Source organism: Micromonospora sp. NPDC007230 (assembly GCF_042869115.1).
GTDB lineage: Bacteria > Actinomycetota > Actinomycetes > Mycobacteriales > Micromonosporaceae > Micromonospora.
In genome coordinates this window covers 313086-326279 of the sequence record NZ_JBIAFE010000002.1, presented here as the reverse complement: position 1 = coordinate 326279, position 13194 = coordinate 313086, and the positions used below count along the sequence as shown (strand labels likewise).

Here is a 13194-nt window from a genome sequence, read left to right as displayed (position 1 = left end):
ACCCGCATCGACGCGAAGTCGTCAAGATCTACAGGCCAGCCTCGCCTTTCCGGCCCACCCGGTCCCGCCCGCCAGGAGGGCCCCCGGGACCGGGTGGGCCGGGATCTCTGGCGGAACCGGGGCTGTCGTCGCCGGCAGTCGACCCTGGTCGCGGCGCCGTGGCAGGTCGCGCCGGCGTCGCGCAAGGTGGCGGCCAGGCGACGCCGGCGGCGGGAGCCGGGTGCTGATCGGCCCCGCAGCCCGGATCCACCCGGGATGGGTGGATGCCGGCCCGCCCGGTCAGCCGGGGACGCTGGCCAGGTAACGCTCGGCGGCTTGGCCGGGTTTCGAGGGCCGGAATGCAACAGCCGGATGGCGGATTTTTCCTCACGTCTCGGCCGGAAGTCAGCCGTCGTACGGCTGCGGCATGATCATGGGCGGATCGTCGAGCGGGAGGAGACGGGTGGATGACGGTGGCGGTGCCCCACAACGGGCGGGTGCTCTTCATCGGCGACAGCATCACCGACGCCGGCCGGGACCGGTCCTGTGGTGAGGACCTCGGCACCGGGTACGCGATGATGGCCGCGGCCTGGTTCACCGCCCGACACCCCGGGCACCGGGTCAGCTTCCGCAACCGGGGGATCAGCGGCGACCGGGTACGCGACCTGCGCGTCCGCTGGGAGACCGACTGCCTGGCCCTCGCCCCGCAGGTGGTGTCGGTGCTGATCGGGGTCAACGACACCTGGCGGCGGTACGACCGGGACGACCCGACCACTGCCGACGAGTTCGCCCGCGACTACCGGCACATCCTCCAGGAGACCCGTCGGCTGGGCGCCCGCATCATCCTCGTGGAGCCCTTCGTCGTTCCGCTCGACGACGCCCAGCGCACCTGGCGGGAGGATCTCGACCCGAAGGTCGACGTGGTCCGCCACCTCGCCGCCGAGTTCGACGCGACGCTGGTCGCCGTGGACGAGTTGTTCCAGGCCGCCGACGTCGACGACCGGGTGTGGACCCGCGACGGCGTGCACCCGACCCCGTTCGGCCACGCCCTGATCGCCCAGGCCTGGCTGCGGGCGGTCACGCCGACGGCCTGAGGGCCGGGCGCCGCCCGGCCCTCGCCTCAGCTCGCCAGGTCCAGTTGGACGGTGGCGATCTCCCACGCCCGCAGCGGCAGTCGGACCAGGCCCTCCCCGTCGACCGGCAGGGCCTCGCCCGGCCGGCCGCGCAGGTCGGTTCGCCATGCGCCGCGTACGCCGCGGCCGGCTCCGATGACGGCGACGGTGCCGCGGGTCGCCACCACCCGCAGCTCGACCCGGCCGTCCCGGTCCCGGACGCTGGTCAGCGTGACGCCGTCCCCGTCGACCGTCAGCCCGGTCACCGGCGCCGGCAGTCCGGCCGACGGGTCACCGGCGCCCGGGAACGCCAGCAGTTCGTGCCGGTACGCCTCGGTCGCCGCCGGCACCCGGGCGGAGTCCCAGTCGCCCCGGAACGGCAGCACCGCCAGCTCGACGCTGCGCTCGCCCCGGCACTGGGCCTGCGGCGTGGGCAACTGCGGGCCGGCGGGCTCGTCCCGCAGGGCGTGCCGGTTGCGGGACAGCATCCCGATCGCCCGCAGCACGGTGATCGCCAGCTCCCGGCCGGACTCGGTCAGCTCGTACTCGGTGGGCTGGGTCAGCAGCACCGCGAGCGAGCCCTCCGCACCCCCGGCCGCGACGAACCCGGAGGCGGGGAAGGTCGGCAGCGGGACCTCGCCACCGCCGCCCTCGGCGGTCAACCCACGCTCGACGACCGCGAACTGGCCTTCGGCGTACGAGGAGCGGGCCGGCGCCGGCAGCGGCAGGTGCAGCCGGACCCGGTGGTCGTCGCAACGGTTGTCGAAGACGAGCCGCAGCCGGGCGAACGGCTCACCGGCCCGGACCTCCACCCGGGTGGTCACCGTGATCGTCTCCCGCTCCACCCGGCGCGAGCCGGCGTCCACGTCCGCGCCGACCGGCCACCGGTACTCCCGGATCACGTCGAGCACGGCGACCACCGGGCCGTCGTGCACGACGACGGTACGCACCGCCCGGGGCTTGTCGACCAGTTCGTCGGCGGCGGGTGGGGCGTAGTTGTAGCTGTCGCCCACGTCGCCGCCGTCGACGAGCCGGCCGATCCCGGCGACGCTCATTCCGTCCGGGGTGGACAGCCGCAGCGTGCCGTCCTCGGCGACCTCCACCCGCAGCAGTCCGTTGTCGACCGTCCGGCCGGCCACCGTGACCGGCGTGCTGCCATCCGGCGCCGGGACCGCCGGGGTGCCCGGCGGCAGAGCGACCGGGCGGACCGCGGCGTGTCCCAGCGCGGGGACGTCCACCAGCGCGGCGACGGTCATCCGCGGGGCGGCGACGATGCGTACCCGCCACCGGTCCGGGCCGGTGGCCGCGGCGAGCGCGAGCCGGACGTCCTCGACGTCGAAGGCGGGGTCGCCGTGCCGGGCCACCTGGAAGGTCAGGGTGGCGTCGGCGGGGGACACCGACCAGGCGGTGATCTCCTGTCCGTACAGCTCGGTGCCGTGCACCCGGGTGAGGATCGCGGCCAGGTCGGCGGCCGGCACCACGTCGTCGGCGAGCAGCGTCCGTGCCTGGTCGAGGACCTGGGCCGGCGCGACCCTGCCGTCCGCGCCGGCCAGAGCGACCGGCCCGTCCGCCGGGGCCTCGACGTCCAGCCGTACCAGCGCCGTCCGGGCCGCCGGGGTCGGGTTGAACAGCAGGTACCCGTCGCGGGACACCGCGCCGGCCAGTCGCGCCCCCACCAGGTCGCAGACCGCCCGCCCGAGCTGGTCCGCCTCGGCGAGCCGGGCCGCCACCTGCTCGGCGGTCTCGTCGCAGCCGCAGCCGGTCACCGAGTCGTGGCAGCTCGCGTCGATCAGCCGGGTCCAGGCCATGTCCAGGAACCGCTGCACGGACGGGTCGTGGTAGAGCGCGGCGAGCGGTTCGGCGTACCGCTCGACGCGCCGCTCGGCCCGGCCCATCGCCTGCTTGAGGTGGGCGCGTACCGAGATCACGCCGGGCAGGATGTTGGCCCGGGCGTGCGAACGCAGTTCGCCGGCCACCGTGGGCAGCCCGTCCACCGTGGTCGGCTGGGTGGCGAAGTACTCGGCGAGGGTGCCGAGCCGCAGTCGCACCCCGTCGACCGCTGCGGCGGCCAGCCGGTCCGGCGCGTCCGGGGCCGGTGCGGCGTGATCGGTGCCGTACATCGCCAGGATCGGCGTGTCGTCGCCGGTGGACCGCCAGCCGCGCAGCCGCTCGGCCAGGTCGGTGGTCCGGCGGGTGACCAGCCGCGGGTCGTCCATCAGCCCGGCGGCGTTGCCGTAGCCGCCGGGCAGGTACTCGGTGCGGATCGTGGTGCCGTCCGGGGCCTGCCAGGCGAACGCGTGCGACCGGACCCGGCCCGGTACGCCCCGGAACACGCAGGCGTGGGCCAGCCCGGCGCCGGCCAGCAGCTGTGGCATCTGCGCGATGTGCCCGAACATGTCGGGCAGGTAGCCGACCGGCATGGCCCCGCCCAGCGCCGCGCTGCGGGCCAGCCCGCGCTCCAGGTTGCGGACGATGTTCTCCCCGGAGCAGAGGAACTCGTCGAGCAGGATCTGCCACGGCCCGACGGCCAGCCGGCCCGCCCGGACCAGCGCGATCACCTGCTCCCGGCGCTCCGGGCGTACCTCCAGGTAGTCGTCGACCGCGGCGAGCTGGCCGTCCAGGGTGAACCGCTGGCGTTCGTCGGTCGCCATCCGGTCGAACACGTCGTCGAGCAGCGCGACCAGCCGCAGCCGGAACCGCTGGAACGGCTCGTACCACTCCCGGTCCCAGTGGGTGTGTGGCACCACGATGATCTCGGTGGACCGGTCCATCAGCTCGCCGCCTCTCCGCCGATCGCCGCCCCGGTCAGCTCCCCGTAGCGGCGTACCACCTGTTGGCTGGTGCGTAGGTCGGCGGCGCCCTCGGCGACGCCGGTCAGCGGGCGCGTACCCGCGGTCACCATCGCGTGGAAGGCGACCAGTTCCTGCTCGAACGCCTCGGTCACCGACCGGAACTGCGCGCGCCGCTCGCCGCCGGAGTGCCGGTCCACCGCGGTCAGCGTGGTCGGTGCGTTGAGCAGGTACGGCGACGGGAAGACCAGCTCCAGGGTGCCCCGGGCGTGGTGCAGGGTGACCGTCTCCCGGTAGGCCGGGCAGTCCGGCAGGTTGAGCCACCGGATGCCGTACCGGCCGCCGGCGGGCAGCCGGCCGGAGATCTCCACCGACGGCTCGGCCGGCCCGTCGGGCGCCAGCGGCCAGGTCGCCACGTGGTCCACCGTGGCCGGCGGCCCGGTGAACAAGCGCAGCAGCGACAGGTCGTGCGAGATGCTGTTGATCAGGATCTGGTAGAGCACGCGCGCCCCGGCGTCCCCGCCCACCGCGGCGTCGAGCAGCCGGGCGTCGGCCTCCCGCAGCCGGGCCTCCGCCGCGGCCGGCACGTCGCGCGGTGGCGGGGGCAGGTGGGCGAAGGCGAGCTGCTGTTCCCCGGCGGCGTGCAGGACGGTCACCTCGACCGCGTGCACCGCCGCCGCACCGCCGATCCCGTCCAGCAGGCGGACGGCCTCGGCCACCGCCGGGTCGTACTGCTTCATGTAGCCCACCATCAACGCCGCCCCGGTCAGCCGGTCCGTTTCGGCGAGGGTGTAGGCGAGCGGCTTCTCGCAGAGCACGGGCAGCCCCCGGTCCAGCGCCGCGGCGGCGAGTTCGCCGTGTGACCCGGAGGTCGCCAGCAGCACCGCGTCGCAGCCGCCGCCGTCCAGCAGGTCGGCCGCGTCCGCGTACCGTCGGGCCGGTTCGACGCCGTACCGGTCGCCGAGTTCGGCCAGCCGCGCGGGGGACAGGTCGCTGAGCGCGACGACGTCGAACAGGTCGGCGCGGCGCTGCAGCAGGGGCAGGTGCACCGTACGGGCGATGACCCCCAGCCCGGCCACCGCGATCCGGATCCGCTTGCCCGGTTCGGTCATCGCCGCACCTCCGCCAACCAGCGCAGGTTGGCCCGCTGGTCGGCGCGGATCCGGTCCAGGTTCCGGCCCCGCTCGGGCGCGTCCTGCTCGATCACCAGCCAGCCGGTGTAGCCGGTCTCGTCCAGCCCGCGCAGCACCCCGGCGAGGTCGACGTCGCCGGCGCCCAGAGCGCAGAACCCGCCCGCGGCGACCACCTCGGCGAGGCCGCCGCCGGCGTCGCGGACCCGGCGGTGCGCGGCCAGGTCGGCGTCCTTGACGTGTACCTGGCCGGTCCGGCCGGCCCAGCGGTGGACCGCCGCGACCGGGTCGCCGCCGGCCAGGGTCAGGTGCCCGGTGTCGAGGCAGATCGCCACGTCGGTCAGTTCCAGCAGCCGGTCGGCCTCCGCCTCGGTCTCCACGTCGGTGCCCAGGTGGTAGTGGAACACCGGCTCCAGGCCGCGGTCCCGGCACCGGTCGACGGCCTGCTGCACCCGGGCGGCGAAGCCCGGCCAGGCGGCGGCGGGCAGCGCCGAGGCCAGGTCCGGCGGGGTGCCGGGGCGGGCCATCCGGGCCGGGTTGGCGGAGCAGGCCAGGGTGGGCCGGGGCGCGAAGCGCGGGTCGTCGACCGGCGCGGCGGTGAACACGTCCAGGGCCGCGTCGAGCTGGGCCAGGTCCGTGGTGAACCCGTCCGGGTCGGCGAAGCGCAGGTCGACCCAGCCGCCGGCGAGCCCGACGCCGGCCGCGGCCAGCCGGCGGGTGAGCACCTCGCCGGTCCCGAGGTAGCCGATCGGCCCGGAGTCCACGCCGGTGTAGCCGTCGGCGGCCAGCGACGCGAGCAGGTCCTCCGGACCGACGTCCGGGTCGGTCGCCTGGTAGATGCCGAAGTTGACCGGGGCTCCGGCCACTCTGGTGCGTCCGGTCAGCTGCACAGTGCGATCACCTCCATGCGGTGGGATTCCAGGACGTGCAGCCCGTCGGCGGCCGGCAGCAGGCACCGGTCGCCGCGGACGACCCGGTGCCGGCCGTCCGGGTAGCCGAGCAGCGCGCCGTCCGCGTCGAGCGCCAGCAGCTCGTCGCCCAGGCGCAGCAGCCGGGGCGCGTCGGGCCCGGCGGAGACGGCGGTGCGACCGGCGGCCAGCGCGGCGCGGACGGCCGCTTCGTCGGTGGGGTCGCCGTCGACGAGCACCCAGGTGGTCGGCGCGCCGGGCAGCGCGTCCGCGCCGGGCCGGTGGAAGTCACTGCCGCCGACCGGTACGACGTCCGGCCGCCACGCCTGCGCCCAGGCGAGCGGGGCGCCCCAGGTGCGGTCCCACCAGCCGGAGTGCCACACCTCGGCGAGCCGGGTCCGGGTGGTGAGCGGCTGCCGCCAGGCGCAGTCGCCGCCGAGCGGGTGGTTGACCGACATCAGCCCGCCGGCCCGCTCCGCGGTGGCCAGCCACTCGTCCGGCGGCTGCCGGAAGTCGACCCAGCCGACCGGGCCGAAGACGTTGGCGTGCCCCCGGTCGGTGGTCACCTCCTGCCCGGGCACGAGCGTGATGCCGTAGCGGGCCGAGGCGGCGGGCAGCCAGGGATGGTGGCTGACGGTGTTGTGGTCGGTGACGGCGAGGAAGTCCAGGCCCCGCGCGGTGGCGAGGGCGGCCAGTTCGTCGACGGTGTACGCGCCGTCGCTGTGCACGGTGTGCGCGTGCAGGTCCCCGGCGAGCCACCGCCGCCCGTCCACCTCGGGCAGCGCGGGACGGGGCGGGCGTGCCGGCCGGGGCGGCGGCGCGGGCGCGGCCGGCGGGGCCGGGGGGCGGGTGCTGGCGGTAGCGGTGACCTCGTAGGGCAGCCCGTCGCGCGGGATGCGGTGCAGCCGGAGCAGCACCTGCCATTCGCCGGGCTCCAGCTCGCCGGGCAGATAGCCGGGGGTGGCCCAGTCGGCGGTGATGGTCCAGCCGTCGCGGGCGCCGCCCGACCAGCCGCGGAAGCCGGCCGGGCCGAGGCAGCCGAGGTCCAGCACGCCCGCGTCGCGGGGGTGGTCGAGGCGTACGGTGAGCGCGGCGGTGCCCGGGGCCACGGTGACCGGGAGGGCGCGCATGATGCTCTCGGCGCGGTCCCGCAGCGTCCACCTGCCCCGGTGCGTCACCATGTCAGGCGTCCGCCGCGACGCCGGTACGCGGCGCCGGCACCGGTGGCGCCGCCGCGCCGGTGACCAGCTCGCCGCCCCGGTAGACCAGGGTGCGACCGGGGCGCGGCACCACCCAGCCGGTGTCGCCGGGCGCCGGTTCCCGCCCCTCCGGCACCACGACCTGCACGCTGGTCGCCCCATCGTCCCCGGCCGGCACGTCCAGCGACACCAGGGAGAAGCTGCCCAGGTTCTCCACCACCACGACCTGGCCGGTGAGGGCGTCGGGTACGGGCTCGGGGGAGTGGTCGAGGTATTCGGGGCGGACCCCGTAGACCACCTGTTCGCCGTCGGTCAGCCGGCCGCGGACGTCCTCGGGCACCGGCAGCCGCACCCCGGCGACGGCCAACTCGTCGCCGTGCACCCGGGCCGGGACCAGGTTCATCGGGGTGGAGCCGATGAACCCGGCGACGAAGGTGTTGGCCGGCCGGCGGAACACCTCGGTCGGGGTGCCGACCTGCCGGATCCGGCCGCCTTCCATCACCGCGATCCGGTCCGCGAGGGCGAGAGCCTCGGCCTGGTCGTGGGTGACGAACACGGTGGTGACGCCGAGTTCCCGTTGCAGCCGCTTGAGGAACGTCCGCGCCTCCAGCCGCAGCCGCGCGTCCAGGTTGGACAGCGGCTCGTCGAGCAGGAACACCTGCGGGTGGCAGGCCATCGCCCGGGCCAGGGCGACCCGCTGCTGCTGGCCGCCGGAGAGCTGCCCGGGCCGGCGGTCGAGCAGCGCCGACAGGCCCAGTTCCTCGGCGGTGCCCGCCGCCTTGTCGTGCCGGGCGGCCCGGCCGACCTTCTTGATCCGCAGCGGGTACGCGATGTTGTCCCGCACGGTCATGTGCGGGAAGAGCGCGTAGTCCTGGAAGACCATCGCCACGTCCCGCTGCCCCGGAGGCAGGTTGGTCACCGCCCGGTCGCCGATGCGTACGCTGCCGGCGGAGGCGAGCTCGAGGCCGGCGATGGTGCGCAGCAGGGTGGTCTTTCCGCAGCCGGACGGGCCGAGCAGGGCGAAGAACTCGCCGTCGGCGATCTCCAGGTCGAGGGCGTCCAGGGCGCGTACCCCGTTGGGGTAGACCTTGGTCAGCTCGCGCAGGGCGATGGCGGACATCAGCGCTTGATCCCTCCGTGGAAGCGGAACCCGTACCTGCTGCTCACGAAGACGAACATCAGCGCCACCGGCAGCGAGTAGAGCAGCGAGAAGGTGGAGAGCAGCCGCAGGTCGGCCTGCCCGCCCTCGGTGTAGAGGGTGTACATGATCACCGCGGCGGGGGCCTTGTCCGGGCCGCGCAGCAGCAGGAACGGCACGAGGAAGTTGCCCCACACGTTCGCCACCGCCCACACGCCGACGGTGGCCAGCCCGGGGCGGACGACCGGCACCACGATGTGCCGCATGATCTGCAGGGCGCTGGCGCCGAAGACCCGTGCCGACTCCTCGTACGACGTCGGCGTGGCGTCCATGAAGTCCTTGAGGATGAAGATCGCGGCGGGCAGCAGGCCGCCGGTGAGGACCAGGATCACCCCGAGCCGGGAGTCGATCAGGTTGAGCCGGAACGCCAGCTCGAACAGCGGCACCATGGTGGCCGTGCCGGTCACGATGGACGACAGCAGCAGCAGGCCGTAGAGCAGCGCGTCGCGCCCCGGCACCCGGACCCGGCTCAGCGCGTACGCGGCCAGCGCGGCGAAGACCACCACCAGCACGGCGGTGCCGCCGGCCAGCCACACCGAGTTGACCAGCGAGGTCAGCGCGTACGGGTTGTCCAGCAGGGTGCGGAAGTTGTCGAGGGTGAACCGCGGCAGCGAGGTGCCGATCGTCGGGGTGTCGTCGAACGGGGCGGTGGCCAGCCAGAGCAGCGGCAGGGCGAAGAAGGCGAGCACGAGGCAGAGGAAGACGTAGCGCCCGACGCGGGCCAGCACGTGCCGCACCGCCGCCCGCGCCGCGAGGTCGGTCCGGGCCTCGTCCGCCAGGTCCGCGCTCACCGCAGCACCTTCGTTCGCGACTGCGGGCCTCGCAGAACCGGCTCACTCCTCGCGCTCACCGCAGCACCTTCGTTCGCGACTGCGGGGCTCGCAGAACCGGCTCACTCCTCGCGCTCACGCCCGCTCCCTTCGCCGGCCCAGCATGCGCAGGTAGATCAGCGCGATGACCAGGTTGATCAGCAGCATGATGAACGAGATCGCGGCGCCGAAGCCCAGCTCGCCGCCGGAGAGCGCGACCTTGTAGACGTAGACCGCCAGGATCTCGGAGCGCTGCTCGGGCCCGCCGGCGGTGATCAGGAACGGGGTGAAGTCGTTGAACGTCCAGAGGCTGATCAGCAGCAGGTTGGTCAGCACGTGGCCACGGATGCGCGGGAACACCACGTCGCGCAGCTGCTGCCAGGTGGACGCGCCGGCCAGCCTTGCGGTCTCCAGGTGCGAGCGGGGCACGTTCTCCAGCGCGGCGGCGTAGAGCATCATCGAGAACGCGGTACCGCGCCAGGTGTTGAAGATGATGATCGACAGCATCGGGTGGTCGAGCAACCAGGCCATGCCGGGCGTGCCCAACAGGGCGTTGAGGGTGCCGGCGTCCCGGTCGAGCAGGGCGATCCAGAGGAACGCGACGACCGAGCTGGGCAGGATCCAGGACAGCAGGATGAACGCCTCGACCACTCGACGCAGTGGACCGCGCCGGTCGCGCAGCGCGAAGGCGATCGCGAAGCCGAGGCCGGCCTGACCGAGCACCGCCGAGCCGAGCACGAACTGCAGGGTCAGCAGCAGCGACGTGCGGAAGCGCTCGTCGGTCAGCGCCTTGGTGTAGTTGTCCAGACCGACGACCTCCGGATGGGCCGCGGCCAACCCGGTGAGCCGGTAGTTGGTGACGCCGAGGTAGATCGTCCAGGCGGCCGGCACCACGAGGAAGAGCAGGATCAGCACCATGCTCGGGACGAGGAACCCGGCGGCGCGGGCACGGCCCAGCCCGGCGGCGTCGGGGGCGGGGGAGGCGCCCGTCGTCGGGCGCGCTCCCCCGACCGTCTCGTCAGGACGAGACGTTACCCGGACCACCGACGATCCCCTCGACCTTCTTTCGGTACGCCGAGGCCGCCTCGTCGGCACTCTTGCCCGACGCCGCGGCCGCGGTCGCCTCCTGCAGCGCCACCGACACCTGCGGGTAGACCGCCAGCGGCGGCCGGTACGCGGTCAACGGCAGCACCTTCTCGGCGACGAAGTTGAGCATCGGGTCGCCGGCCAGCACCTCCTTGTTGACGTCGGCCCGGGAGGTGATCCGCGCCGCGCCGGCGAGCTGGGCCTTGGTGGCCTCGGCCGAGTGCATGAACGCGAGCAGCTCGAACGCCTGCGACGGGTACTTCGAGTTCGGGTTGAGCACGTCGACGCCGCCGCCGGACATGCTGACGAAGTCCTGCCCCCGGATGCCCGCGCCGGGCTGCTTCGCCGGGATCATCGCGTACCCGACGGTGCTGTCCCGGTCGGGCATCTTCGCGGTGCCGTCCTTCGGGTTGATGACGCTGCGCCAGAAGTAGTCGCCCTCGGCCAGGATGCCGATCTTTCCGGCGGCGAACTCCTCGAAGGACTTGTCCCGCCCCTTGGCCTCCTGCTGGAGCTTCGGGTCGCCGAGACCGCCACCGTAGACCTTGGTGTAGAAGTCGAGCGCGTCCTTGACCGGCTGGTTGGCGCCGGCCCACTTGCCGTCCTTCCAGATCTCCCCGCCGGCGCCGACCAGCAGCGGCAGCGCGCCCTGCATGGTGGTCGCCTCGCCCATCGCCGTGCCGGCGTTGATCTGGATCGGGGTCACCCCGGGCAGCGCCTTGAGCTTGGTGCCGGCGTCGAGGATCTCCTGCCAGCTCTTCGGCTGCCAGTCGGCGGGCAGGCCGGCCTGGGCGAACAGCTTCTTGTTGAAATAGAGCACCCGGCCGTCGGTGCCCTGTGGAATGCCGTAGCGCTTGTCCTCGAACGTGCCCAGGCCCTGCACGCTCTCCGGGATCTGCGACCAGCCCTCCCACGAGTCGGCCTGGCCACCGGCCACCTCGGACAGCGGCTTCAGGTAGCCGGCCTGGACGAACTCGCCGACCCAGATGCCGTCGACGGAGATGACGTCGGCACCGCCCTTGGACCGCAGGTCCAGGGCCAGTTTGGTCTTGTACTGCTCGTCATCGACGCCGCTGGGCACGAACGACACCTTGGCGGTGACGCCCTTGGCCTTCTGGGCCTCGATGAACCGGGGGATGACCCACTTCTCGATCCACTCCGCACCGGTGGCGTTCTTGCCGCCGGCGATAGCGTTGGCGGCGATGGTGAGGGTGATGTTCTTGGCGTCCTTGCCGGCGGGCTCCGAGCCGCCACCGCAGGCCGTGGCGGCGAGGGTGATCGCGGTGAGCGTGGCGAGCACGGCCGGGACGCGTCTCGGCGTGACTGACATGGGCTGTTCCCTTCGCAAGAAGTGACTTTCGAAGAGACTCGCGGGTCGCCCCGCCGGCCGCAGGTCCATGCCGGCGGTGCATGTCGGCCACAATGTCATGACAGCCTGACGACGTAAATACCTATCACTGGAAATGAGCGAGAAACCCGGGGTTCACCGCTCGGCGACAGCCACCTCCAGCGCATACCGGGAGGCCCGGTAGAGGTGCTCGCCGTACTCGACGTGCCGGCCCTGGTCGTCGTACGCGGTGCGGGTCATGGTCAGCAGCGGGGCGCCGCGCCGCTCGCCGATCATCTGCGCCTCCGCGGCGGTCGCCGCCCGGGCCCCGATCCGCTGCTGGGCACTGCGGATCCGCACCCCGGCCGCGCGCAGGATGGCGTACAGGCCCCGGGCCTGCAGGACGTCCAGAGTGAGCCGGACCGGGTCGAGGGGAAGCCAGTTCTCCATCACCGCCAGGGGTTCCCCGTCGGCGAAGCGGAGCCGGCGCAGGTGCTGCACCGGGCTGTCGGCGTCCACCCCGAGCGCCGCCGCCACCTTGGCCGGGCAGCCCACAGTCGCCAGTTCCAACACCGACGTGGACGGTTGCCGCCCGGCCCGGGCGAGATCGTCGTGCAGGCTGGTCAGCTCCACCGCCCGGCGGACCTCGCCCCGGACGACCTGGGTGCCCACGCCCCGCCGGCGCACGATCAACCCCTTGTCCACCAGGTGCTGGATGGCCTGCCGGACGGTGGGCCGGGACAGTCCAAGCCGGTCGGCGAGCTGCAACTCGCTGTCCAGCCGCTCGCCCGGTGCCAGGTCACCACGCTGAATCGCGGCGGCGAACTGCTCGGCGACCTGGAAGTAGAGCGGGATCGGGCTGCTCCGGTCGACGACGATCTCGGGGCTGGTCACGCGGGACCTCCTCGTCACGGCTGTCCAGGGGTCCGGGGATGGGCGCCACTGTACCGAAGCGGTCACCCGGTGAAGCCGGCGGATGTCAGGACAATATATTGACACAACTCGCGGTCACGGTTACCAGTCAATGACCAGGAGCGAGCCCTCGGTCGCTGACCCCGTCCCCGTCACGGATCTGGGTAAGGTCGTCCGCATGGCTGACGCTGTCGTGATTCCCGGCGGTATGTTCGGACCGGGTGCGCCCCTGCTCATGTATGCCGGCGATGTGGCGGAGCAGCGGGGCGCAACGGTGCACCGATACTCGTGGTCCCAGGAGTTTCCGAGGCCTGACGAGGCAGCAATCGAGGGGTGGGTCAGCGGCGAGGTCGCCCCGCTGATCGACACTATTGGCGGTCGCCCCCTGCTGATCGCCAAGTCCCTCGGCACGAACGCGGCAGCGATTGCCGCCGAGAGATCCCTGCCCGCCGTGTGGCTCACGCCCTTGCTCGCCCTGCCGTGGGTGGCTGACGCGTTGGGCCGTGCGACCGCACCGTTCCTCCTCGTGGGTGGCACCGCCGACAAGGTGTGGGACGCTGACCTCGCCCGCCGGCTGTCACCTCACGTGCTGGAGGTGGAAGGAGCGGATCACGGGATGTACGTACCCGGCCCGCTCACGGAATCCATCGCGGTGCTCAGCCGAGTCGTGGTCGCCGTGGAAGAGTTCCTGGACGCGATCGGCTGGCCAGGCTGACCAACTGGGTCAAACATCCCGGGTGTGCCG

Annotated in this window: 11 protein-coding genes; 2 read left to right on the top strand and 9 right to left on the bottom strand. The window is 73.5% G+C overall.

What is annotated here, in order from left to right:
• Positions 1 to 446 precede the first annotated feature (446 nt).
• Positions 447 to 1073, top strand: a complete 627-nt coding sequence (locus ACFYML_RS04495; protein ID WP_387419271.1) for an SGNH/GDSL hydrolase family protein — start codon at positions 447 to 449, stop codon at positions 1071 to 1073.
• A 26-nt stretch (positions 1074 to 1099) separates the two neighbouring features.
• Here ACFYML_RS04495 and ACFYML_RS04490 read toward each other — a convergent pair whose 3' ends face one another.
• The 9 genes from ACFYML_RS04490 to ACFYML_RS04450 all read right to left on the bottom strand — a co-directional run bounded on the left by ACFYML_RS04490 (position 1100) and on the right by ACFYML_RS04450 (position 12431).
• Positions 1100 to 3862 carry a hypothetical protein gene (locus tag ACFYML_RS04490; protein ID WP_387419270.1) on the bottom strand — a complete coding sequence of 921 codons (2763 nt, stop codon included), beginning with the start codon at positions 3860 to 3862 and terminating at the stop codon, positions 1100 to 1102.
• Positions 3862 to 4992, bottom strand: coding sequence for a Gfo/Idh/MocA family protein (locus tag ACFYML_RS04485; protein ID WP_387419269.1), 1131 nt, complete (start codon positions 4990 to 4992; stop codon positions 3862 to 3864). Before ACFYML_RS04485 ends, ACFYML_RS04490 begins: the two co-directional genes overlap by 1 nt.
• Positions 4989 to 5900, bottom strand: coding sequence for a sugar phosphate isomerase/epimerase family protein (locus ACFYML_RS04480; RefSeq protein WP_387419268.1), 912 nt, complete (start codon positions 5898 to 5900; stop codon positions 4989 to 4991). Before ACFYML_RS04480 ends, ACFYML_RS04485 begins: the two co-directional genes overlap by 4 nt.
• A complete protein-coding gene (locus tag ACFYML_RS04475) occupies positions 5891 to 7099 on the bottom strand; it encodes a CehA/McbA family metallohydrolase (RefSeq protein WP_387419267.1) in 1209 nt (402 codons plus the stop codon). The genes ACFYML_RS04480 and ACFYML_RS04475 overlap by 10 nt, the downstream gene beginning before the upstream one ends.
• 1 nt (position 7100) lies before the next feature.
• A complete protein-coding gene (locus ACFYML_RS04470; protein WP_387419266.1) occupies positions 7101 to 8237 on the bottom strand; it encodes an ABC transporter ATP-binding protein in 1137 nt (378 codons plus the stop codon).
• Positions 8237 to 9106, bottom strand: coding sequence for a carbohydrate ABC transporter permease (locus ACFYML_RS04465; RefSeq protein ID WP_387419265.1), 870 nt, complete (start codon positions 9104 to 9106; stop codon positions 8237 to 8239). The genes ACFYML_RS04470 and ACFYML_RS04465 overlap by 1 nt, the downstream gene beginning before the upstream one ends.
• Before the next feature lie 114 nt (positions 9107 to 9220).
• Positions 9221 to 10168 (bottom strand): carbohydrate ABC transporter permease, encoded by a 948-nt coding sequence (locus tag ACFYML_RS04460; protein ID WP_387419264.1) that lies wholly within the window; start codon positions 10166 to 10168, stop codon positions 9221 to 9223.
• Positions 10143 to 11540 (bottom strand): extracellular solute-binding protein, encoded by a 1398-nt coding sequence (locus tag ACFYML_RS04455; protein WP_387419263.1) that lies wholly within the window; start codon positions 11538 to 11540, stop codon positions 10143 to 10145. The genes ACFYML_RS04460 and ACFYML_RS04455 overlap by 26 nt, the downstream gene beginning before the upstream one ends.
• A gap of 153 nt (positions 11541 to 11693) precedes the next feature.
• Positions 11694 to 12431 (bottom strand): GntR family transcriptional regulator, encoded by a 738-nt coding sequence (locus ACFYML_RS04450; protein ID WP_387419262.1) that lies wholly within the window; start codon positions 12429 to 12431, stop codon positions 11694 to 11696.
• 196 nt (positions 12432 to 12627) lie between these two features.
• Here ACFYML_RS04450 and ACFYML_RS04445 point away from each other — a divergent pair, with 196 nt between their 5' ends.
• Positions 12628 to 13164, top strand: coding sequence for an alpha/beta hydrolase (locus ACFYML_RS04445; RefSeq protein WP_387419261.1), 537 nt, complete (start codon positions 12628 to 12630; stop codon positions 13162 to 13164).
• Positions 13165 to 13194 lie beyond the last annotated feature (30 nt).